Consider the following 21,510-nt stretch of genomic DNA (forward strand, 5'->3'; position numbering starts at 1 on the left):
GACTGGGTAATGAAAAAGAAGCAGATTAGCAGTGGTAAAATTTCTCTCCTCTGTGCCTCTCTCTGCCTGTTTTGCCCAATTCCCACTCCCCACTCCCCACTCCCTTTTAATTCAGAATTTCTGTTAATGCTGATTGCAAATTAGGATATTTGTACTCAAAACCTGTTTCCACGGTGCGTTTTGGGATGACTTGCTGCCCTTCTAAAACTACTATAGCCCCGTCTCCTAAAAGCGCTTCGATCGCAAAAGCCGGAACAGGTAGCCAAGAAGGGCGATTCATCACTTGTCCCAAAGCTTGGCTTAAATCTGCCATCCGAACTGGTTTAGGGGCAGTGGCATTATATACGCCTTCTATTTCCGGTTTAGTTAAAGCTTCCACAATCAGGTTAACTAAATCGTCTACGTGAATCCATGAGAACCACTGACGGCCACTGCCAATGGGGCCACCAGCAAAGAGTTTGAAAGGCGGAATCATTTTACCCAAAGCACCACCATTGCCCAAAGCAATCCCAAAACGCAGAATTACTAGGCGTACACCAGCGTCTTTTACCTTTCTCGCTTCTGCTTCCCAGGCTTGGCAGACTTGGGCAAGAAAATCGTTACCAGATAGACTTGTTTCATCAAAGGTTGCCGTTTCACTGGTGCCGTAGTAGCCGATAGCCGAAGCGTTAATTAAGACGCTGGGTTTCGGATTAGCGTTGGCTATTGCTTCAACTATTTTTTGTGTACCTAACTTTCGGCTATTGAGGATTTCTTGTTTGCGTTCTGGTGTCCAGCGTCCTTCACCAATGGGTTCTCCTGCCAAATTAATTACGCCATCACAACTAGAAATGACGTTTTGCCAAGAACCAGATGTATTTGGTGTATAGGCAACAATTTCTACATTGGGAAAAGCCTCAGATGGAAAAACCTTTTGAGCAAAGGCGGTATTCCGAGTTAATACTACTATCTTATGACCTTCCCCGTGGAGTCGTTGTACCAAAAGACTACCGACAAATCCTGTTGCTCCAGTAATTGCGACTTTCATTTTCCACCTCAGCCAAACCTTTATTGTAAAGTTTTTGATCAAACTTTTAGCTTACGGCGCTTTCATTGTGGATAGAACAGATGTGACTGTATAGGGACTTCCAAGAAATAAATTACCCAAATAAACGAACCACAGAGACACAGAGAACACAGAGCAATGAGGAGGAGAGAGCTTTTTCGCCAGTTTTTTGGGTATTTTTTTAATTGGAAGTCCCATATCTCTCATATCAAAAACGTTGCTTTTTTAATGACTTTCTGTTTAGATGCTTCGGTATTATACGATGGACAGAGTGTTGCAAGGGGTGGGGCTATTATGGCTCGCTATACCTGTTCATTTATTGTTTCTGTCAAGAGTGACCATCTGTTGCCGTTACTTGTAGAACTTCTACAGGACTGTCAGTTGGATATTCAATACCACACGGGCGATTACATTATCGCTCGTCAGGTTCCTGGCAATGTTCCTTTTCCTAAATTGATAACAGTAGAAGTACTGATTGATAAATCAAAATCTACCGAAACAGAAACTCGGATGAGTATTGTGATTAAAAATGAAGAACTACCACTCCAACTAGATAATTACTGCCGACAAATGTTTGAATTCATCAAGCAGGCTATTGAAAGTAGCCGCCATTGGCATTTGATAGAAAGTCTTGCAGGATAGTTTTCGTGATTAGACCTGTTGCAAAAGTCCCCTAACACCTCACCCCAGACTCTCCCTGCGGGCTGACGGTGTACACACAAGTCGAAAAAATTCGGTTTCCCATTGTTTTTTCGTTCCCATGCTCTACATGGGAATGCCTGACTAGGGGCTGCTGCCTTCAGTCAGGCATTGACCCAGAGACTCAATTATCCTCTAAATCCTCGGCCATACCGGGGTTTATTAGTGTAATGTCGTATTCGCTCGAATCCGTTTGTCCCAAACGCTGAGTGTTTTTTAAAAGGTAATAAATGGCACGTACTTGAGGACCAAAAACGATCTCGTCTTCATTTCTGAGATCGTGGGCTGGTATCTTGCGTCCATTAATCATCAAACCGTTGGAACTAGCCTTACCTTTAGCATCGCCATCTACAATCCGGTAATAGTAGCTATGACTATTATGCTCTCGTGGCAATCTTACTAATGTGGCATGGCGCCGGGAGACAAACTGCGACATCAAACGGATATTACACTCACGATCTCTACCGATAGAGTAGACGGGGTACTCTAGAGAAAATTCTTTGCGACCTTGATCGTCTTCAATAATCAGTAGATGGTTTTCATTGGTTTCTGCTGCCATTGACAAATTGGTGAAACTGTGATCTATCAAGATTTGTTTAGTATCGTATCCGGCCATTTTCTTGCACCATAAATCTAGGGTGCTGATCTAAATTAAGCTTTAAAATTGCATAATAGCTTGAAAGAGTAGAACATGTCCGTTCTACTCCAGTAGCTATGATAGCTTTAGGTAAGTATCTCAATAAACTTTTGGGCTGTGTAAAACCTGAATACCGACTCAGTTTAACTTGAGATGAGAAGAACCAAGATTTGTGCTGGGAAATCTTAGGTAGAAAAGAGCATTTTACGGGTGATGAGCTAATCGCCGTAATAATATTGAGTTTGTGACGACGCTAACAGAGCTAAAAGCCATTAATGCAGCAGCACCAGATGGGTTAAGGACAAAACCGAAACTAGGGAATAAAACACCTGCTGCTAAAGGAATGCCAACTGTGTTATATGCGAAAGCCCAGAATAAATTTTGGCGGATTTTGTTGAAGGTGGCGCGACTAAGCTGAATAGATTCGACAACATCGTTTAAGCGATCGCGCATTAAAATAATTTCAGCAGTTTCCATCGCCACATCTGTCCCGGAGTGTAAAGCAATTCCGACATCTGCTTGGGACAAAGCTGGAGCATCGTTGATTCCATCTCCGACCATTGCGACAACAGATTTTGAATTTTGGATTTTAGATTTTGGATTTGGAATTCCCTCTCTCTGTATCTCTTGTCCCTGGAGGGCTTGTATTGCAGCTGCTTTTTTGGCTGGGGGGACACCTGCGATGACATCAGCGCTGTCTAATCCTAGTTGTTTGGCTATGGCGCTAGCTGCTTCGGGGCGATCGCCACTGAGCAACATTACCCGTAAGCCCATCTGACGCAATTTGTCTACTGTGGATTGGGCATCTGGTCTGAGGGTATCAGAAACACCAATTAGTCCGGCTAATGTTCCCCCAACTGCTACACAAACGACTGTTTTACCATCTGTTGCCAAATGCTGCATTATGTGTTGTGCAGTTTCATTAATGGCAATGCCATGCCAACTCAACCACTCCCAGTTACCCAATAGTACAACTGTGCCTTCTACCACAGCAGACACCCCTAATCCTGGTTCCGTGTGAAAGTCCACAGCCTCTGGAATCGATAACTGTTGGCGTTGTGCTTCTTGCTGAATCGCTTTTGCTAGGGGGTGGTGAGTACCGCTTTCTACGGCTGCTGCTAGTTGGATTAGGGATTGGGGATTGTTATTTTGCTCCTGCTTTTCTGCCTCTTCCCCAGTCCCCAATCCCTCAATTAGTAAACAATCTGTGACGATGGGATTACCTGTGGTCAGAGTACCTGTTTTATCAAAAACTACGGTGTCTAGTTGGTGTACTTTTTCTAAAACGTCGCCGCCTTTGATTAACAGACCCCGTTCTGCGCCCATCGCAGTTCCGACAAGAATGGCTGTTGGTGTGGCAAGTCCTAAAGCACAGGGACAGGCGACTACCATAACTGCGATCGCTAGTTTTAAACTGATTAATAGGGGAGAGTGGGGAGTTGGGAGTGGGGAGTGGGGAGCGTGGCTCATCATTTCCATGCCACCAGACATGGTGATATTAGTCCAAATGTGAGTACCGAAAAAGTACCAAAAGATAAATGTTAATACAGATGCCGTCAGCACCCCGTAGGTAAAGTAACCCGCGACTGTATCTGCTAATTTCTGTACTGGGGCTTTCCGAGTTTGGGCGGCTTCTACTAGGGCAACAATTTGAGCTAAAGTTGTATCACTTCCAGTACGGGTTGCTTGAATAGCGATCGCTCCTGACTGGTTCAATGTCCCCCCTGTCACCATATCTCCCGGTTGCTTGATTACTGGCACGGCTTCCCCAGTCAACATTGACTCATCGACCGTTGTTTGACCAACCACCAATTCACCATCGACAGGGATTTTATCACCTGGCAGCACTTGTAACCATTCTCCAACACGCACCTGTTCAGCCGGAATTTCTACACTAGAAGACCCCACTCCGCCTTTCTCTGGATTGGCAATCAATCGCGCTAAGAGTGGCTGGAGTGCCAGCAATTTCCTAAATGCGGCGGCGGCGCGACCTCTAGCTTGTTGTTCTAATGTTCTTCCTAAGAGAATAAAGCCCAGCATCATTACTGGTTCGTCAAAAAAGCACTCCCAACCCATTTTGGGAAAAAGCAGTGCTATTAAACTAGCAATATAGGCTGTCAGTGTTCCTAATCCCACTAGGGTATTCATGTTCGGCGCATTTCGCCGCCAGCCCAGCCAGCCATCAATTAAAATCGGGCGACCGGGAATTAATAGCGCCACTGTCGCCAATCCACAGTGAAACCAGATGTTATTTAACACTGGCAGCACTGAGCTACCAAGATTACCAAAATGTCCACTTCCCGACAATAACAGCAATATTGCAGCGATCGCTAACTGTCTTACAGAAGAACGCATTTCTTGGCGTTGTCGTTCTGCTGGGTCTGGTAAAGTAGATATCTCACCAGCTAAGGTGCCACTAGCTTTTCGGGGTTGAGTTGGGAATCCAACGCCTGTTAATCGCTGTGCGAGTGCATCTGCATCGATTGCACCAACTTCTGACTCCACAACTGCTACCTCTGTGGCCAGGTTCACACAGGCACTCTTGACTCCTGGATGTTGGGTTAGCTGTCGCTCTACTGCGTTCACACACCCAGCACACTTCATGCCCCCAACATCAAGAATAATCTTCTCTAGGATTGGGTCAAGTTCTGGGGCTAGCTTAGTTTTCGGGACGAGTTGCATGGCTTGTGTTTAGATTCGCTACAGAAATTCAACGCCTGACTAAAAGCGTCTCTAATTTGAGCGTAGGCTAAATATGGAACTACGACTGTATGTCAACCCTATTAAATTTCTTAATTTATCGGATCTCGCTAAGAGGTTGTTTGAAAAGTTTTTTTGTATAAGTTTAACCCTAGGAGATCCCCCTAAATCCACGCCACGTGCTCTACTTGGGGAGACCCCAAGACCGCAGTGGCTCCCCTTAAAAAGGGGAACTTTGATTCCGGTTCCCCCCTTTTTAAGGGGGGATAGGGGGGATCTCCAAGTGCCTAAAATCACATGCTAACTACTTTTGAAACAACCTCTAAGGGTCAATGACGGCTCCAGCGTAGGTAAGTTACATAAATAATTGCTCCAACCTGCATTGGCATCAACACAATTAGGCTTTTCCAAAAATTGTGAATTTCCAAATTAGACATGGCGCTGAAATAGCCAAAGCCCAACAACAAGAACATGATCCAGATCAGTTGTTTACGTTTGATAGTTGGCATCGCAGTCGGATTCATAATTTTTTAGCAGAAGTATCTACTTATACCTAGAAATGCTGTACACAATAACTTCAATTAATAGTTACTCAAAAAAGAAGTTTACCCAAGGGGGAGTTAATAAAAGAAAAATACATTTCTCCAGTTTGTGATAGGTTATACAGTCGGAAAATATAGTAAATAAAAACTGAAAATAGTCCGATAATCTGTAATTTTCTTTGTTTAATTGGATGACAATAAAATGCTGTAATTCGACGTTTTGTGAGAAGTTCCAGAGTAATATGAACTGCCACAATCACAAAACTAGCAAATAAAAGTGGCCCGAATAAATTCTCTGCCACTGCTTTAACCAAATCTCCTTGGGCAATAGCCATAAAAGAGCGAGTCATCCCACAAGTTGGACATGGAATTCCAGTTAAATACCGGATTGGGCAAACTAAGAATCTCACTCTATAACCTTGGTGATAAAAATAAGTACCAAGTAGGGGTGTACAGGAAAATCCTAGCAAACCCCAGCGAACTAATTTCCCGTGGGATAACAAAGGATAAGGAGATAATTCAAACACCAATGCACATTAAATTAAAACGCCAATCAAAACCAGCCTTTCTTCTCAACAATGTAAGTATTGAGGAATTCTTCATCAGTCTTAGTTAAGTAGGTGATACCCTCAACCAAACCGACAATCCCCATTATTGCCCCACCAAAACCACACGTGAGTACGGTAACAAGCAGCATGATTAGACCTTCAGTACTGTAACCAAGAATAAACTTGTGAATACCTAAAGCCCCTAACAAGATAGCGCAGATGCCGGCTGCAACTTTTTTGCTGCTAGCATCACTGGGGTTGATATTAGACACTATGAGGGATACTCCTCAACTATAAATGACATCCTCAATTTTAATGTAATTATTCTTACTTAGGGGTTGCATATCTCCCACAGTAATAAATTTTGACATTCCCAGCCCTAAAACCAGCCCTGCTTATTCACAAAGTAGGTATTTACAAATTCTTCAGGGGACTTATTCAAGTAAATCATGCCTTCAATTAAACCTACAAGTTGCATAATTAAAAAGGCAATGCTGTAGCTGAAAGAACCCCCAACCCCAGAAATCACTAACATGATAAAGCCTTCTGGGGCGTATCCTAGAATAAACTTATGAACCCCAAATGCTCCAAGGATAATGCCACAGTAACCAGCTAAAAGTTGTTTGGTTGGGTGGGTGGGGTTGAGATTTGCCATAATTGAGTGCTGCTCCTTGATAAGTGAGTATAAAAATAAAGTCTTTCTTGTAATGAAAGCAAGTAAATGTATTTGCTTAATAACTAGAGTTTTAATTTCTTCATTATGAGTAAGCCCTAAGACGAATAACCAAAATCAGCGTGCTTCTATTCCAAAGGAGACGCGAAGATATCTTGCGACATAGCCTAAAAATCTGGCGCTCCTCAATGAGTTTCGGTGGATTTGATGATTTCAAACCCTGGTGCGGCAGTTTTGCAGATTTTTAGGTAAGGCATTTATCTTGAGAAGAATGAACCTCAATAATCAGCAAAAACTGCTATTACACACCACTTTTTACAAGTCCATCAGTATTATTTCCGGATTTTTTTGCGATGCCTTCTCTGTAGGAGTACGACGGGCTACCCCTACGCACCAATCACAAGATCAGTTGCTAGCTAAAATCACCCAGATGACAATAAATGCTAGTAAATTGTTCTTACTTATGGTGATAGAAACAGATATTTTAGTTTTAAGCAACAGTGGTCTATTAGTATTAATTACTACCTAATATAAATAGGCTTAGTAGTGTACCACTATTCCACAGGCTGTGGACTAACATCGGAGCGAGGAGGTTGCGCGATCGCGTGTAAACTACTCCCAAGACAATGCCCAATGCAGTCAGTGGCAGAATTTCCGACAAGCTGAGGTGAGCGATCGCAAACAACAAACTACTGATCAGAATCGCTCCCCACACGGGTAAGTAGCGAGTTAGAGAGGGTAACAAAAAGCCGCGAAAGAGAAGTTCTTCAAAAAATGGAGCGGCGATCGCTGCTGTAAAGAAAAAGATGCCAAGTGCGACACCATCTTGGCTTTCTAAGGCTAGTTGCAACAAGGGGTTACTACCACCCTGTCCTTGCCATAGCTGTTGATTAATCAAAGATACCACCACAACTATAGGTAAAGCCGTGCAATAGCCTCCTAGTCCCCACCAAAACCAGTTATCTTGAAACCGGAAGCGAAACCAGAATTCGGGTAGTGGAAAAAAGCGCTTGAGAGAGAAATACAGCACTAACAGCGCCCCTAGTGCTACCAATAGGTAACTAACCAAGACAGAAAATGCCTGAAGTCGCACATCAACAATAGGACGCGGAATGGGTAGCAGCGATATCACCAAGGGCACAAAAATTTGCCCCATAAAGAAAAAGCCGATGATAAAAACCTGCAAAACCGTTTCACCATCCCAAGGAGTTGACCAAGGAACATCAGCATTTTGAGCTAGTAACGAGGCTTTTCCTTTCAACAAGCGTTGAGCAAATAATAAAATCAGCAGTATTAGACCAATTAAAGCTGCCAAGGTGGGAATAGTGCCAATAACCGCCAATTTCACCACCGCTTGAGCCGAAGATTCTTGTTGTGCAGCTTTTACTGCTGATAAAGCGTCTTGTCGTTGCTGAAGTTCGTATAGCTTAACCAAAGCAGTAGAGCGAAACCAACCTTCTAAATTCTTTTGAATTCGTTCTTGAGCATTTTGGAGCAGACGGGGAGGATTGCTCCATAGTCCACTCAATACAGAGGCGGTTTCCCCAAATTCTGGATTGATATTTGAGCGTTGTTGTAATTCGCTCCAAGTTTTGAGAGCTGTATCTGTCTGTCCTTGCTGTGCTTGTAAAATTCCCAGGCGCAAATCTAATTCAGCCAGTAATTTTTGTAATTGCTTGAGAGATTGCTGTAACTGTTTCTGTCCCTGTTTAGAAGTTTTAGTAGTGGGAGGAACGTCAGGTAAAGGTTTCGGAGGTATGGGAATTGTTTCCGGTTGAGAGCGTAATTGTGCAAGTTTGCCATTAACTTTGTCCAAATTAGCTTGAACTGATTGACGCGCCTCCTCATACTGCTTTGTGGAGCTTTCCAGAGGTTGATCACCAAGTATCGCTTCCCGAATCGCCTGGAGATTGTCATCATTGCTATCTTCTGATTTCCAAGCTTGGGCTTGGAGAGCAATATTTGTTTGGTACAGTTCTAGGCGACTTTGGAACTGAGGTTCTTGCCAACTAGCGAATAATTGCGAAACTGCCAACAGAACTGCTATGGGCGTCAGTATAAAAATTAAAATCAACCGCTTGAGTGTCATCTATCCCTCTTTTACTAACCAGTGAGGAGCGCGTCCCCCTTGGGAATTATCGCAAGAAAAAGTCACGTCGCTTCGCTCCGAATTCAAAATTCAAAATTCAAAATTCAAAATTAATAATCTCATAAATAAATTTCGGGGCTTGTGAGAGGTGGATAGATATCATCAATATTATAAGTTTGCGATACCTGCGGTTTTTGCTAGCCTAAGCACCCACCATGTTAAATTACAACCCATTGCACTGCTTACCCTCCGCCGAGGATCTGCCCGATTCGGACTATACACCCGTGGACAACGAACTACAAGATTTAATTCCCAGCTTGCTCAAAGCAATCCTCGCTTGGTTATGGACAAGCCGGATGGATTGGTTTTTTGGGGTTGATATGGGGATATATTACGATCCCGAATTACCGCCGATTGTACCTGATGGATTTTTAAGTTTAGGAGTCGAGCGAGTTTTTGATGAGAACTTGCGTTTAAGTTATGTGTTGTGGGAAGAAAAGGTGATGCCAATTATGGCGCTTGAGGTAGTTTCTCATAAACGGCGTGGGGAATACAGCACCAAAAAGAAAATGTATGCTGAGATGGATATTTTGTATTATGTTGTTTACAATCCCCAACGCCGTAGAAAAGCGCCTTTAGAAGTTTATCGATTAGTAAATGGGGAATATGTATTGCAGCGAGGAAATCCTGTTTGGTTAACAGAGATAGGTTTAGCAATTGGTCATGAACGGGGAATCTATCAGGGAATTACGCGGGATTGGTTGTATTGGTATGACAAACAAGGAGTCAGATATCTAACACCAGAAGAAAGCGCGATCGCTGCCGAACAACGCGCCGACAGGTTTGCAGAAGAATTGCGAAGGTTGGGGATAGATCCAGATTCTTTAAGTTGATTTTGTGGGGTGCGATCGCTTTATCAATGCCTTTTTACTGGGTGCATACATTGGATTCTCAGGAATATAAATTTTTTTACCTGCAAACTCCTGACAATATTTACCGCGTAGACTTGGAGCAATTAATACCGTTTATTGATATTTTTTAACCTAGCGGCTCTAAATCTAATTTCATATATTCCCAGCAAACACGCTGCAAGTAGCAAAGGTAAAAAGTAGTATATTCCCCGATAAGCTAACAGTGACCCCAAAACTGCCGCCGCCGAAATTTTATCATCAGAGAGAAACAGCAACATCACAGTTTCAAAGACACCTAAACCACCAGGAATATTACTAACCACACCTGCAAACATCCCTAATAAATAAATTCCTAAAAAATCCAGATAAGACAAAGGTGTATTACTAGGAAGTAGCGGATAAAGAACCGCCGCAGCCAGAATCCAGTCTAGGCTAGAAATTGCAATTTGAGCTAAGGATATTGGCAAAGAAGGAAAGCGAAATACTTGGTCACGAATGGTTAATGGTTGTTTAATTAAAATACTTCCCAACAAGTAAATAGCAATCAACAGCAAAAAAATTACACCAATGGGACGTACTGTTGCAAAAGGCAAATGTACTTGTGTGGGAATTGTCAAGGGATTAATCACAAATATTAACCCAGCAACCGCAAACATCCCCAACCAAAAGGTGAAGTTGGCGAAAGCAATTACTTGAGCGATCGCAACTGCTGACACTCCCCAATTTGAGTAAAATCGATAACGGATAGCACTGCCAGTCAGCAAAGCAAAACCGATGGTATTACTAAATGCAGAGCTAATAAAGTTGGTTAGAGCAATCTTGTTCCAACTTAGGGAACGATTAATGTAGCTAAAACCTAAGATATCGTAGCCAATCATCACTAGATAGGCCAAAGCTGTCAGCCAAATTGCCCAGCTTAAGCGACTTTTGGGGATAGCGGCTAGAGAGTTGAGGATATCACGATAATTATACTGATGCAATTGGCTAGCGATCGCCCACAAAGAAAGCACCAACAGCAACAAGCCAAACAAAGAACTGAAATTGAGTCGCAGCTTTTTAAGCATCGTGAAGAAACTTATCCTAACTCTTGAGTTTTAACTTACAACCAGTCGCAAAGTTTCCATCTTGTTGACACAGCATTGACAAATTACTTGGGTAAACTTTATTATTACCACCACTAACCGCCCCATGCTCAATGCCCAATGCCCTTCAAAGATGAACTACAAACAATCTAAAATTCTCTTGCTAATTTCAGTATTAACTCTATTGGGCTGTAATTCCTGTCAAAGTTTAGCAGCAAAATCACAGCAACAGCAGCATTTAGAAACAACGGGTTCTCTGTTAACATCCCAGAATCCTAGCGAGTTGGCTACTCCCCTCAGCTATAAAATTGAGACTTACGATAGTCAAGTAATGGGCGCAAGTCGTACCTACGGCGTTTCATTACCTCCTGGCTATGAACAAAACCCAAAACGAAACTATCCTGTAATCTTTCTCCTCCACGGTGGACATGGCAACCCCAGTGATTGGTTTATTCCCAATAAGGGACAAGCTCTCAAGACAGTGGAACAACTTTATACTACAGGTAAGTTGCCGCCCAGCATCATCATCACACCAGATGGCAACGACAAACGTGGTTCTAGTCCCTATTGGGACCCGCAATATATCGATGGCCCTAACGGCAAAGTCTCCACAGCCGTAGGGAGTGAGTTAGTAAAAATTGTGCGAACTCGTTATCGGACACTAACTAATCCAGATTTTTGGGCGATAGGTGGTTTATCTTCTGGTGGTTGGGGAGCAATGAATGTGGGATTACACAACGTGGATCATTTCTCAATTTTATTTAGTCATAGTGGTTATTTTCATGACAAAAGCGGCCCGAAAAATAGCCCAATAACTTATATCAAAACCATTCCCCTACAAGCTAAAAAAAGGTTAAAAATCTACCTGGATTCAGGTACATCAGATATTGAAGAAATCGACGAAGCCAAACAATTTACTAAAGTACTAAACAACCTAAAAATTTCTAATTCATTTCGTCAGTTTCCTGGGAGTCACACTTGGCAATACTGGCGGGAAAATTTAGCTAATTCTTTAACATTTGTGGGTGAACAATTTCGATTTGCTGAAGTAGCACATAAGACTAAAAATTTAGATGGTACACAAGCTAAAATTACTCAAATTCATTAGAATTCTTGCAAAAGTCCCCTAATACTCCACCCCCAACCCCTCCCCGCAAGCGGGGTGGGGAGACTTTGACCTAAGTTAAAGACTGTATTAAGGAAAAATTCTATAAATATCTTTACGATGTGCGACTCTTTGACAAATTAATGTTTTTGTTTCTTTGTCAACATTAATACCTATTCTGTAATCACCTACGTGAATTTTTTATTTATCGTCGTAGCCTTTCATTTTTTGCAAATAGCCTAAATCAAAGGGATTTTCTGATTCTAGTTCTTGAAAGACGATTGGTTCAATCCGAGCTTGCACATCTTGTGGCATTGTCAACGATTTTCTTCAGCTTCTTCCCAGGAACTACTGCGGATGCTTTCTTCTACTTCAGCTATTGTGAAACCGCGTTTTGTCACATAACCCAAAGCGTGTTGGGAAAATCTGATGGGCTTTACTCCTGTATTATCTCCTCTTGGACGGTCTACCATTTCTTTCAAGATGATATTTTGACGCTGTTATTCTACAATTAACTGCGATCGCCATATCTGGATATTACCGCCATATTCGCCAATGGCTAGCGACTGTCCATTGGCGCTGAAGGAAATTGAATGAACTCGTGAAGAAGCAGTAAACTTATAGATTTCTGTTTTTGTAGCTATGTGCAACAATTTAACAGTTTTATCTTCACTAGCAATGGCTAAGAATTGTCTATCTGAACTAAAAGCAAAAGAATTAAACTGTGAAGGAGCAGTAAAAGTATTGATTTCTGCACCTGTTTCAACTTGCCATACTTTGATAGTTGTACCTTTACTACCAATGGCTAATAATTGGTTATCAGAACTAAACATAACGGAATTCACCCAGTCAGAAGGATAATTGAAAGTAGAGATTTCTCTACTAGTTGCTACCTGCCACAGCCTGATAGTTCCATCAGAACTAATGCTAACTAAGAGTTTTCCATCTGGGCTAAAAGAGACAGAATTAACTGTGTGGGAATGACCATAGATAATTCTAATTTCTTTAAGAGTTCCGATATGCCACAGTCTGATAATATTATCTTGACCGCCACCAGCTAAAAGTAGTCCATCTGGACTAAATGCAATAGACGTAACTGGATAATCATGATCACGGAGGATTTTAATTGCTCTACCAGTTCTAACCTCCCACAATTGAATCCATCTGAAACTACCACTTGCTAATATTTGCCCATCTGGACTCAATGCAATAGGGTCACCGCTATCACGCACAGACATACTACTATTCCCAGCAAAGGTATGGATTTGTCTGCCAGTTTCAACTTGCCACAGTTTCAGTTTTGACCAACCACTAGCTAAAAGGTTCCCAGTATTAAAGCAAAAACCGACGCTAATAAACCCATCATATCTGTCAGAATCATCAGTGAAGGTACGAATTTCTCTACCAGTGGCAACATCCCATAGTTTGACAGTTTTATCTTTACCACAACTTGCTAATTTTCGTCCATCTTGACTAAAAGCAACTGACCAAATATTGCCAGAATGACCAGTAAGCTGACGTATTTCTTCAACTATAATTCCCCCTCGAAAAAAGGAGCGCAAAGACTTGTGGCTTAATAATTTACCAACAAAGTGATTTAAAAATGTGCCAATTAAGTTTTGTATTCTAGTAAATATTGATTGTCTAAAAAGTGTTCTATTGCTCGATGAATCTGTAATCCGCCAGAGTCTGATAACTCCATTACCAGCAGTAGCTAATAATTGTCCATCTGGACTAAAGGCGATAGAATTAACCGTGCCACAAGGTATATATATTGCTTGGCTCTGCGATTCCTTTTGAGGTTTCCAGTAGGTATTACTACTAGGTAATATTTGCACATTCTTTGGATTAAAATAAACTTCTTCACCATCTGCTATTAGTGAAAGTGCTAAATAGTGAAGGTTTCCAATAGCCAACATTTGTACTGTCTTTTTATTAGAATATTCGTAAGAAATTGGACTAAAAGCAAGAGAATGAACATGAAAGCCACCAGAATCAGGAAAACTATGAATTTTTCTGCCAGTTGGGACATCCCAAAGTTGTACTGTCCCCTCTCTACCATGACCACTAGCTAATATTTTCATATCTGGGCTAAAGGCGACAGACCAGACTCCCCACTCGGAATGATGTAGTGTGTAAACTTCTTTGCCAGTGGCGACATCCCAAAGTTTTATTTTTCCATCTGCACTACCACTAGCCAATAGTGTAGTAACGTGTCCATAAGAGCCAAAGGCAAGTGAGCCAATCTCCTTGGAATGACCAGTGAGAGTATGCAGATGCCTGCATATACCCAATTCAATATCACTTGTTTCTACTAAATTAATGGAATTTTCTTCACCAATACTGTGTGTAACGATCGCTAAAATTCTTCCATCAGGATCAAGAGCAAATATATTACCAATACCAGGAATGGTATTTAACCGATACCAGTTTTGAGAAGTTACTACAGATGAATTTAAGGATTTTAAATTTTGAATGGATGGTTGAGGAGTCAATTTTGCTTTTTTAACGGGTTTTGTAGCTGAAGTTACCCCTGTATTAACTCTTAATGAATCCAACCATTCTTGCACTGACTGGGGACGCAACTTATAATTTAGCGTCATCCCCTGCATAATTGCCTTATTCACCCGATCGCTAACACTGGAATTAAAATCTTTGGGCGATCGCAGTGTAAGATTTTGTAATCTAGCTGGTACTGGCATTGGCAACTGTCCAGTCAGCAAAGAATACAACGTCGCGGCTAAAGCGTAAACATCAATAAATTCCCCTCGTTCAGCATCCGGTACATACTGCTCTGGTGGGGCGTAACCATCAGTACGATTCTCTGTATGCTGTTGAATAGCACCAGGGATAAATTGCCTCGCAATGCCAAAATCAATTAGCACAGCTTCGGGTTTACCCACACGCATCATGATATTACTCGGCTTCAAATCCCGATGCAGCAAGCCTTTTTTATGAACTAAAGTTAAAGCGTCGCCAATTTGCTGAATATATATAAGTGCTTCGGCTTCTGATAATGCACCGTTTTCAGTGATTCGCTTACCTAAATCTTGTCCCTCAATATACTCCATCGCCATGCAGGGAAAATTACCTTCATCAAAGACATTTTCTATTTGCACAATATGAGGATGGTGACACAAAGCCAGTCGTAAAGCCTCATCCCGGAAGTCTTGCTGTAACTTGTTACAGTGGGGTATCCATTTAGGGTCATTAAAAAACTTGTCTAGCAGAGTTTTGATTACGCGCAACTCATCGCTTTGGTTTCTGGCAAGATAGGTGATGCCAATTCCACCTTCGCCCAATTTTCTCTCGATTATGTAGCGATCGCCAAATAACTCCTGCCCTGGATTCCACGCCATTGGTCAAAACCGTAGTTTTACTGATATTTTATTTTTGCACATCATAAATATCAGCGTTTGCCAAATATTTCAACATAGCAGCGAATAGCTGACTTGATATCGGCTAAGGCTTCTTCATAGGTGTCACCTTGACCAACGATCGCCCCTTTTATACCCAGAGGATAGGCAACATAACCGTCAGAATGTTTTTCTACAATAATTTTGATTTGTTTCATCGCTAGGGCTTTGGCAAGGGAGATTTTAGGCGATTCTGATGGAGCCTACAATAAGCAGTATATTCAATCGTAATCAATTTATGGCGATCGCATTTTTAGACTAAATGGGGCGACGCCGAATAGCCCGTCCTAGACATCGCTTTTGCTCGACAATATGATCGGGGAGCGTGATTAGCAAAAGCGAGAATAATTCATCTGGGGTATGTCAAACCTAAATTTGCTTTAACGTTTCCAATCATCCGCCGCAGATCACCTTTCGGCGGTCGGATGCATTGGGTTTATGCGAGGTTATTACGCAGTTGAGGCTAATAGCTATGCCTCTTTTGATACGGCTACTGTTCCTAATTTGCAACGACTTCTTTTCCCAAGCTTAAACTTTAAGCAATTTTCAGATCCCCGACTTTTCAAAAAAGTCGGGGATCTAAGTTAGATAGGGGTTATTGCGTTCAATGTCATCCAAGTGCCATGTCTTAGTCACAGAAATGTCACTGGCATAAGTTAATTTGTCGGTATTTGATTAAAAAGTAAATTACTTACGCCTGAGATGATGATGCTTTCTTTTGCGGTGGCGAGTGCAGTCTGTGGCAACGGTAGTGAAGTGAATCTAGACTTTGCTAACCTTAGCTGGATTGACGTGATTATTTTAGGCATCGTTCAGGGAATTACAGAACTACTGCCGATTAGCAGTACTGCTCATTTGCGGATAGTGCCAACTCTACTGGGACTCAAAGATCCGGGATCTGCTTTTTCAGCAGCAATGCAGTTAGCTAGCTTGACGGCTGTTTTAGTCTATTTTTGGCAAGACTTAAAAAAATTAACCGGAGAGACAGTTAGAGCAATTAGCGGGCAAGACTATCAATCTAGTTCTTTGCAACTGATGTTAGGTTTATTGGTAGGAACCTTGCCCATTGCTGTAGCTGGTGTGCTACTCAAACCAATTCTTAACGCCTGCAACTCACCAATCCGAGGGTTAGTAGTGATTGGTGCAGCTTCAATTATTATGTCAGGATTGCTGGCGATCGCCGAAAAACGTGGAGGACGCGATCGCACTTTCGACAACCTCACCCTCTGGGATGGCATCTGGGTAGGGGTTGCTCAAGCTTTTGCCCTGATACCTGGCGTTTCTCGCTCTGGTTCCACCCTCACTGCTGGATTATTTTTGGGCATGAAACGGGAGACATCAGCCCGATTTTCTTTTTTGTTAGGCTTACCAGCCGTCATTTTGGCAGGTGCCGTAGAACTCCACACTCTCAGCAAAGCAGGACTGAGTGCAGCTGGTTGGTTAACTTTATTGGTGGGCTTAATCTCCGCCAGCATTTCCGCTTTTCTAGCAATTTGGGGACTCCTACGCTACCTGGAAGAACACAGTACCTTGATTTTTATTTTCTACCGCTTGGCGATGGGTGTATTTTTGATAGTTGCGGTGATGGCTGGTTGGTTGCAGAATTGAACTAGGGATTGCGGACTCTTAAGATAAGTATGTGGATTCAGACCCCATTCTTGCCCAGTCCCCAGTCCCCAGCCCCCAGTCCCCAGCCCCCAGTCCCCAGCCCCCAGTCCCCAGCCCCCAGTCCCCAGCCCCCAGTCCCCAGCCCCCAGTCCCCAGTCTCCAAATCGATATGGACATAAACCCAATTGACCTGCTTGAGGATGACAACGAGGAACCCGAAACGCCAGCTAACCGCGAAAAACGCAAAAGTCGTTTAAATAGTGGTGTGGCAATTGCGGTTGCATTGATAGCAACCTTTATGGGCATCTGTAAAGTCAAAGATGATAATCTGGTTCAGGCAATGCAGCAAGCTCAAGCAAATAAAATTGACGATTGGGCGTTATACCAGGCTCGTAATATTCGTGAAGAAATAGCCAAAGCAAATGTGGTGCAACTGAAATTGCAATCTCTTTCTCAACCTGCTGCTGTGAAGGCTGACTATGAAAAACAGATTGCCGCTTATCAACTCATTGCTGATAAAGAAGACCAGAAAAAGCAGGAACAGAAGGCAGCTGCCGAAAAAGATCAAACAACCTATGATCAGCTTAATTACCATGACGACCAGTTTGATTTAGCTGATGCCTCCTTATCGCTCTCTGTCTCGCTATTTGCCATTACATCTCTATCTCAGAAAAAATGGTTGTTCTACGCCGCCTTAGTTCCAACTATATTTGGCTTGATCATGGGGTTATCAGGATTATTAAACTGGCAACTACACCCTGATGCTTTGACCAAATTACTATCGGAAAATTTCTTAGAAAAGCCAGCCGAAGAAAAAATAGTGCTTTCCACTCGCACTTCCCCACCCCACAAGATTGGATAATTTATTTGTTGTCAGTCGCTAAAAAGATTCTGATGCTGATTCTTTCCCATTCCTGACGATAAACTTGCGTTAGCTGTACTTAAACTAATTTGTCTTTATAATGGTTTCTATCTTTCCCAATTCCTCTTCTGTTGATCTATCTCGCATCCGACTAGCGATCCGCTCATTGCAACCACAATTAGTAGAGTGGCGGCGGCGATTGCATCAACAACCAGAGTTGGGTTTTCAAGAAAAACTGACGGCTGAGTTTGTCTCACAAAAGCTGCAAGAATGGGGAATTGAGCATCAAATTGGTATTGCCCACACTGGCATAGTTGCCACCATCAAAGGTAACAAACTCCCCAGTGACAAAATTTTAGCGATTCGGGCAGATATGGATGCTTTGCCAATCCAAGAACTCAACGAAGTGCCCTACAAATCCCAGCATGATGGAGTGATGCATGCTTGTGGACATGATGGACATACAGCGATCGCTTTAGGTACAGCTTATTATCTCCAGCAGCATCGCCAAGACTTCTCCGGTACCGTAAAAATTATCTTTCAGCCAGCCGAAGAATCACCAGGAGGCGCAAAGCCGATGATTGAAGCTGGTGTCCTGAAAAATCCTGATGTTGACGCGATTATTGGTTTGCACTTGTGGAATAATTTGCCTTTAGGAACAGTGGGTGTCCGGGCTGGGGCGCTGATGGCAGCTGTGGAATGCTTTAACTGCACAGTTTTGGGCAAAGGTGGACACGGCGCACTACCCCATCAAACTGTTGACTCTGTGGTAGTTGCTGCCCAAATTGTGAATGCTCTGCAAACCATTGTCGCTCGGAATGTTAATCCCATTGATTCAGCAGTGGTGACGGTGGGCGAACTTCATGCAGGAACCAAGCGGAATGTGATTGCTGATACAGCGAGAATGACTGCGACTGTCAGGTATTTTAATCCTAGTTTAAAAGGCTTCTTCAAGGAGCGTGTCGAGCAGATTATTGCTGGAATTTGTCAGAGTTATGGTGCGAGTTATGACTTAGAATACTGGTCACTTTATCCACCAGTAATTAATGATATCAGAATGGCAGAATTGGTGCGAACTGTAGCAGAAGAAGTGGTAGAAACCCCGTTGGGTATTGTACCAGAATGCCAAACGATGGCTGCTGAAGATATGTCATTTTTCTTGCAAGAGGTTCCTGGTTGCTATTTCTTTTTAGGTTCTGCAAATCCAGAGAAAGATTTGGCTTATCCACATCATCATCCCCGGTTTGATTTTGATGAAACCGCCTTGGCAATGGGTGTGGAAATATTTGTTAGATGCGTAGAAAATTACTTTATGTCAACCTAAAGGGTAAGTAATCACATTTACTTCTGAGGCCAGCGCCAGTTATAGCGATTCCATTCGTAGATGCCTTGAATTTCATACTCAGCGCCGTTGAAAAAGCGGACAACGCAATTAGTAGAGGAATCATCGCTGCATCTACGCCCGTCGTAGACATCGCTAATTTCATCCACCTGAATCACCATACAGGGAAACCATTCCCGTTTACAAGGGCCATCCTCTTGCACCCATTCCCATAGTGCATTGGAAACTTCGATGCGATCGCCTACTCTTAACTTCAGTGCATCCTCAAAATAAGAATACTTATCAAAATGACATGACTCAACACGATTGAGCCACTGTAAACCATAGCGTTGGCGAATAAATTGTACCGTTCCAGAGTCATTTTCCAGCAACCAGTCGTTGAGTAATTGCACTTTCCAAGTTCGGTTGCGTTGTTCTTCATCCTTAACAAATTGTAAAAATGCTTCTAACTCCTCTGGGGTAAGTTCGTCTAGGGGATTAGCAATATTTGACATCCCAGAGGTGGAATTTCCCTGAATTTGCTCTAGAACTTGCAGTAATATCTGCTTTTGCGTGTCAGTGAGAGGACAGCTTGCGGTATCACAACGATTAAAGGCTGCAAGCATAGCTGTTTCAATCTCATCTGGAGTCATAGGTTAATCGCAATTGAGAGTTTATTTCCCTAATTATTACAAATGTTAAATTAAACTCTTCAATTCCCTTGGGGAGTGAGGAGTGGCCTAAATAAGAGTCTGAAAATGCCTGGAATTTTGAATTGTTAATAATCTCCTGATTTCCCGCCACTCTTACTTATTAAACGAATTGATTCAATTTGAATCGACTTTTCTAAGGCTTTTGCCATATCGTATAAAGTCAGGGCAGCCACAGAAACGGCAGTTAAGGCTTCCATCTCTACACCAGTTTCAGCTTTGGTTTTGACTGTGGCTTGAATTTGATAACCAGGTAGTTGCGTGTCGGGTATAATCTCAACTGCGATTTTTTGCAAAGGCAACGGATGACACAGAGGAATTAAAGTAGCTGTTTGCTTGGCTGCCATAATCCCAGCTAATCTTGCAGTTGCCAACACATCCCCTTTTGGCGCATTTCCGGCTTGAATGGCAGCGAAGGTTGCTGGCAGCATCCGCACATTAGCAGCTGCTACTGCTTGGCGAATGGTGGGTGCTTTATCAGACACATCTACCATCTGTGCCTGTCCTTGATGATCTAGATGGGTTAAGTTTTCAAAATTAGATGAAAAATTATCTTGCGTCATTTGGTTAGAAGGTGTTAATATAGATTGTCGGTGAGGGCGTGTAGCTCAGTGGACTAGAGCACGTGGCTACGGACCACGGTGTCGGGGGTTCGAATCCCTCCTCGCCCGTTTTTGGAAGTTAGGAGTGAAGAGTTTAAATTCTTCACTCCTAACTTTTAAGTTTTTCAATGAGCATGCATATAGCAAAAACTTTCACCCCGTTCTTGGGGCTGTGAGCGGTCTGCCATAATAGCGATCATCATGGAGATCAGTGTAGCACCACCACTACCACCTTCAGCGATCGCTGAACCCCTTTGCACTTATCCTGTGGTAGCAAATTCTTTATTTGCCAGTTAGCTTTACGCCTATTTGGGGAATCTTATACATAAGGCTACTTACATTTTGTTATCACTGGATTTTTTTTTGTAGGCGATTTAATTCAACAAATTTATAGTTCTGGCACCTGTAGGTTACGTTTATTACCTGCGTAATGCTTGTAAATAATTTCTGGAGAGTTACCAACCCACCTTCCTACATCCTTCGCATCAATATCAGCTTTTAGGCAAAGGGTAATAAAAGTGTGTCTGCATTGGTAAGGTTTGCGATATTCGCTGACTACACCCTGTTTTACAAGTTTAGTTACGATTCCATCTATATGTGTACCACGGTGATTTTTGTAACCTTTCCAGGCATGATTGAGAAAATCTCCAAAGTCAACTATGCCGCCTTTCTTGCTTCTAAAGATAAAATCATCTGGGTTAAAGTTCTCAGGTTTGATAGAGTCTAAAATTTCACGTTGCTGATTATTAATCGGAAAACGTCTTTGGCTTTGGGTTTTTAATCCATCTTTGAGAGCTAGACCTTTAGTACTGATGGTAATTGCTTGCTCAAAGGTAATGTATTTATCACTGATATGCTTCCATTGTAGAGCGGCATAATCGGGCTAACAGTGCTTAATGAAGCTGCTAGTTTGTACTTAAGTAGAGCGGCGTGAATAATTCAAGGTTTGTAGTGAGGACT

The 21,510-nt window shown here is 42.5% G+C and carries 22 protein-coding genes and 1 tRNA gene; 8 read left to right on the forward strand and 15 right to left on the reverse strand.

The annotated features are described in order from the left end of the window. Positions 1 to 106: 106 nt before the first annotated feature. Positions 107 to 1,027, reverse strand: coding sequence for a thylakoid membrane protein ThyD (gene thyD, locus V7K50_RS26390; protein ID WP_334965303.1), 921 nt, complete (start codon positions 1,025 to 1,027; stop codon positions 107 to 109). A 312-nt stretch (positions 1,028 to 1,339) separates the two neighbouring features. Between thyD and V7K50_RS26395 the strand changes: the two genes are divergently transcribed. After that, on the forward strand, positions 1,340 to 1,687 hold the full coding sequence (locus V7K50_RS26395; RefSeq protein ID WP_334799169.1) for a hypothetical protein: 348 nt from the start codon (positions 1,340 to 1,342) through the stop codon (positions 1,685 to 1,687). A gap of 181 nt (positions 1,688 to 1,868) precedes the next feature. On the opposite strand, the gene V7K50_RS26400 is transcribed toward V7K50_RS26395, so the two are convergent. From V7K50_RS26400 to V7K50_RS26425, 6 genes are all read right to left on the reverse strand, one after another. Beyond that, complete coding sequence (locus tag V7K50_RS26400; protein WP_334965305.1) at positions 1,869 to 2,360, reverse strand: FHA domain-containing protein; 492 nt, start codon at positions 2,358 to 2,360, stop codon at positions 1,869 to 1,871. 225 nt (positions 2,361 to 2,585) lie between these two features. Then, entirely contained in the window at positions 2,586 to 5,063 is a 2,478-nt protein-coding gene (locus V7K50_RS26405) for a heavy metal translocating P-type ATPase (protein ID WP_334965307.1), read from the reverse strand. Positions 5,064 to 5,410: 347 nt separating this feature from the next. Next, positions 5,411 to 5,605, reverse strand: coding sequence for a hypothetical protein (locus V7K50_RS26410; RefSeq protein WP_334965309.1), 195 nt, complete (start codon positions 5,603 to 5,605; stop codon positions 5,411 to 5,413). 68 nt (positions 5,606 to 5,673) lie between these two features. Next, positions 5,674 to 6,150: a DUF2752 domain-containing protein gene (locus V7K50_RS26415; RefSeq protein WP_334965311.1), complete on the reverse strand. Its 477-nt coding sequence runs from the start codon at positions 6,148 to 6,150 to the stop codon at positions 5,674 to 5,676. Positions 6,151 to 6,176: 26 nt separating this feature from the next. Then, complete coding sequence (locus tag V7K50_RS26420; RefSeq protein WP_334965313.1) at positions 6,177 to 6,443, reverse strand: TM2 domain-containing protein; 267 nt, start codon at positions 6,441 to 6,443, stop codon at positions 6,177 to 6,179. Positions 6,444 to 6,550: 107 nt separating this feature from the next. Next, positions 6,551 to 6,826: a TM2 domain-containing protein gene (locus V7K50_RS26425; RefSeq protein WP_334965315.1), complete on the reverse strand. Its 276-nt coding sequence runs from the start codon at positions 6,824 to 6,826 to the stop codon at positions 6,551 to 6,553. Positions 6,827 to 7,115: 289 nt separating this feature from the next. Here V7K50_RS26425 and V7K50_RS26430 point away from each other — a divergent pair, with 289 nt between their 5' ends. After that, complete coding sequence (locus V7K50_RS26430) at positions 7,116 to 7,373, forward strand: hypothetical protein (protein WP_334965317.1); 258 nt, start codon at positions 7,116 to 7,118, stop codon at positions 7,371 to 7,373. Here the strand turns inward: V7K50_RS26430 and V7K50_RS26435 are convergent. After that, complete coding sequence (locus tag V7K50_RS26435; RefSeq protein WP_334965319.1) at positions 7,359 to 8,933, reverse strand: CPBP family intramembrane glutamic endopeptidase; 1,575 nt, start codon at positions 8,931 to 8,933, stop codon at positions 7,359 to 7,361. The two genes, V7K50_RS26430 and V7K50_RS26435, sit on opposite strands and share 15 nt — an antisense overlap. 215 nt (positions 8,934 to 9,148) lie before the next feature. Here V7K50_RS26435 and V7K50_RS26440 point away from each other — a divergent pair, with 215 nt between their 5' ends. Beyond that, a complete protein-coding gene (locus tag V7K50_RS26440; protein ID WP_334965321.1) occupies positions 9,149 to 9,826 on the forward strand; it encodes a Uma2 family endonuclease in 678 nt (225 codons plus the stop codon). 122 nt (positions 9,827 to 9,948) lie between these two features. Here the strand turns inward: V7K50_RS26440 and V7K50_RS26445 are convergent, their stop codons facing one another. Beyond that, positions 9,949 to 10,908, reverse strand: coding sequence for a lysylphosphatidylglycerol synthase domain-containing protein (locus V7K50_RS26445; RefSeq protein WP_334965323.1), 960 nt, complete (start codon positions 10,906 to 10,908; stop codon positions 9,949 to 9,951). 151 nt (positions 10,909 to 11,059) lie between these two features. Between V7K50_RS26445 and V7K50_RS26450 the strand changes: the two genes are divergently transcribed. Beyond that, positions 11,060 to 12,034: an alpha/beta hydrolase gene (locus V7K50_RS26450; RefSeq protein ID WP_334965325.1), complete on the forward strand. Its 975-nt coding sequence runs from the start codon at positions 11,060 to 11,062 to the stop codon at positions 12,032 to 12,034. A gap of 314 nt (positions 12,035 to 12,348) precedes the next feature. Here the strand turns inward: V7K50_RS26450 and V7K50_RS26455 are convergent, their stop codons facing one another. From V7K50_RS26455 to V7K50_RS26465, 3 genes are read right to left on the reverse strand one after another with little or no spacing between them, the layout of a single operon-like run. Next, positions 12,349 to 12,504: a hypothetical protein gene (locus V7K50_RS26455; RefSeq protein WP_334965327.1), complete on the reverse strand. Its 156-nt coding sequence runs from the start codon at positions 12,502 to 12,504 to the stop codon at positions 12,349 to 12,351. Between the two features lie 27 nt (positions 12,505 to 12,531). Beyond that, positions 12,532 to 15,390: a protein kinase domain-containing protein gene (locus V7K50_RS26460; RefSeq protein ID WP_334965329.1), complete on the reverse strand. Its 2,859-nt coding sequence runs from the start codon at positions 15,388 to 15,390 to the stop codon at positions 12,532 to 12,534. Positions 15,391 to 15,440: 50 nt separating this feature from the next. Further along, on the reverse strand, positions 15,441 to 15,605 hold the full coding sequence (locus V7K50_RS26465; protein WP_334965331.1) for a type II toxin-antitoxin system HicB family antitoxin: 165 nt from the start codon (positions 15,603 to 15,605) through the stop codon (positions 15,441 to 15,443). Positions 15,606 to 16,149: 544 nt separating this feature from the next. On the opposite strand from V7K50_RS26465, the gene V7K50_RS26470 reads away from it, so the two are divergent. The 3 genes from V7K50_RS26470 to V7K50_RS26480 all read left to right on the forward strand — a co-directional run bounded on the left by V7K50_RS26470 (position 16,150) and on the right by V7K50_RS26480 (position 19,241). Next, positions 16,150 to 17,055 carry an undecaprenyl-diphosphate phosphatase gene (locus tag V7K50_RS26470; protein ID WP_334965333.1) on the forward strand — a complete coding sequence of 302 codons (906 nt, stop codon included), beginning with the start codon at positions 16,150 to 16,152 and terminating at the stop codon, positions 17,053 to 17,055. A gap of 169 nt (positions 17,056 to 17,224) precedes the next feature. After that, complete coding sequence (locus tag V7K50_RS26475; protein WP_334965335.1) at positions 17,225 to 17,917, forward strand: DUF4337 domain-containing protein; 693 nt, start codon at positions 17,225 to 17,227, stop codon at positions 17,915 to 17,917. Positions 17,918 to 18,017: 100 nt separating this feature from the next. Then, positions 18,018 to 19,241, forward strand: a complete 1,224-nt coding sequence (locus V7K50_RS26480) for a M20 family metallopeptidase (RefSeq protein WP_334965337.1) — start codon at positions 18,018 to 18,020, stop codon at positions 19,239 to 19,241. Positions 19,242 to 19,258: 17 nt separating this feature from the next. Here the strand turns inward: V7K50_RS26480 and V7K50_RS26485 are convergent, their stop codons facing one another. Both V7K50_RS26485 and moaC read right to left on the reverse strand, forming a co-directional pair. Further along, positions 19,259 to 19,891: a hypothetical protein gene (locus tag V7K50_RS26485; RefSeq protein ID WP_334965339.1), complete on the reverse strand. Its 633-nt coding sequence runs from the start codon at positions 19,889 to 19,891 to the stop codon at positions 19,259 to 19,261. Between the two features lie 125 nt (positions 19,892 to 20,016). Further along, the gene (gene moaC / locus V7K50_RS26490) at positions 20,017 to 20,511 is read right to left on the reverse strand and encodes a cyclic pyranopterin monophosphate synthase MoaC (RefSeq protein WP_334965341.1); all 495 of its coding nucleotides are present in this window, start codon (positions 20,509 to 20,511) and stop codon (positions 20,017 to 20,019) included. Between the two features lie 34 nt (positions 20,512 to 20,545). Between moaC and V7K50_RS26495 the strand changes: the two genes are divergently transcribed. Then, positions 20,546 to 20,619: transfer RNA gene (locus V7K50_RS26495), tRNA-Arg, on the forward strand. A 56-nt stretch (positions 20,620 to 20,675) separates the two neighbouring features. On the opposite strand, the gene V7K50_RS26500 is transcribed toward V7K50_RS26495, so the two are convergent. Further along, the gene (locus tag V7K50_RS26500; RefSeq protein ID WP_334965343.1) at positions 20,676 to 20,810 is read right to left on the reverse strand and encodes a hypothetical protein; all 135 of its coding nucleotides are present in this window, start codon (positions 20,808 to 20,810) and stop codon (positions 20,676 to 20,678) included. Between the last annotated feature and the right edge of the window lie 700 nt (positions 20,811 to 21,510).

Origin of the sequence: Nostoc sp. (genome assembly GCF_036917135.1) — a bacterium.
Lineage (GTDB): Bacteria > Cyanobacteriota > Cyanobacteriia > Cyanobacteriales > Nostocaceae > Nostoc.

Bases quoted from the DNA above. Each gene is read 5' to 3' on its own strand.
- V7K50_RS26455 (WP_334965327.1), bottom strand. From the start codon at position 12,504: ATGGTAGACCGTCCAAGAGGAGATAATACAGGAGTAAAGCCCATCAGA.
- V7K50_RS26475 (WP_334965335.1), top strand. From the start codon at position 17,225: ATGGACATAAACCCAATTGACCTGCTTGAGGATGACAACGAGGAACCC.
- V7K50_RS26470 (WP_334965333.1), top strand. From the start codon at position 16,150: ATGATGATGCTTTCTTTTGCGGTGGCGAGTGCAGTCTGTGGCAACGGT.
- V7K50_RS26400 (WP_334965305.1), bottom strand. From the start codon at position 2,360: ATGGCCGGATACGATACTAAACAAATCTTGATAGATCACAGTTTCACC.
- V7K50_RS26480 (WP_334965337.1), top strand. From the start codon at position 18,018: ATGGTTTCTATCTTTCCCAATTCCTCTTCTGTTGATCTATCTCGCATC.
- V7K50_RS26410 (WP_334965309.1), bottom strand. From the start codon at position 5,605: ATGAATCCGACTGCGATGCCAACTATCAAACGTAAACAACTGATCTGG.
- V7K50_RS26430 (WP_334965317.1), top strand. From the start codon at position 7,116: ATGAACCTCAATAATCAGCAAAAACTGCTATTACACACCACTTTTTAC.
- thyD (WP_334965303.1), bottom strand. From the start codon at position 1,027: ATGAAAGTCGCAATTACTGGAGCAACAGGATTTGTCGGTAGTCTTTTG.
- V7K50_RS26450 (WP_334965325.1), top strand. From the start codon at position 11,060: ATGAACTACAAACAATCTAAAATTCTCTTGCTAATTTCAGTATTAACT.
- V7K50_RS26405 (WP_334965307.1), bottom strand. From the start codon at position 5,063: ATGCAACTCGTCCCGAAAACTAAGCTAGCCCCAGAACTTGACCCAATC.
- V7K50_RS26435 (WP_334965319.1), bottom strand. From the start codon at position 8,933: ATGACACTCAAGCGGTTGATTTTAATTTTTATACTGACGCCCATAGCA.
- V7K50_RS26425 (WP_334965315.1), bottom strand. From the start codon at position 6,826: ATGGCAAATCTCAACCCCACCCACCCAACCAAACAACTTTTAGCTGGT.
- V7K50_RS26395 (WP_334799169.1), top strand. From the start codon at position 1,340: ATGGCTCGCTATACCTGTTCATTTATTGTTTCTGTCAAGAGTGACCAT.
- V7K50_RS26440 (WP_334965321.1), top strand. From the start codon at position 9,149: ATGTTAAATTACAACCCATTGCACTGCTTACCCTCCGCCGAGGATCTG.
- V7K50_RS26460 (WP_334965329.1), bottom strand. From the start codon at position 15,390: ATGGCGTGGAATCCAGGGCAGGAGTTATTTGGCGATCGCTACATAATC.
- moaC (WP_334965341.1), bottom strand. From the start codon at position 20,511: ATGACGCAAGATAATTTTTCATCTAATTTTGAAAACTTAACCCATCTA.
- V7K50_RS26485 (WP_334965339.1), bottom strand. From the start codon at position 19,891: ATGACTCCAGATGAGATTGAAACAGCTATGCTTGCAGCCTTTAATCGT.
- V7K50_RS26465 (WP_334965331.1), bottom strand. From the start codon at position 15,605: ATGAAACAAATCAAAATTATTGTAGAAAAACATTCTGACGGTTATGTT.
- V7K50_RS26445 (WP_334965323.1), bottom strand. From the start codon at position 10,908: ATGCTTAAAAAGCTGCGACTCAATTTCAGTTCTTTGTTTGGCTTGTTG.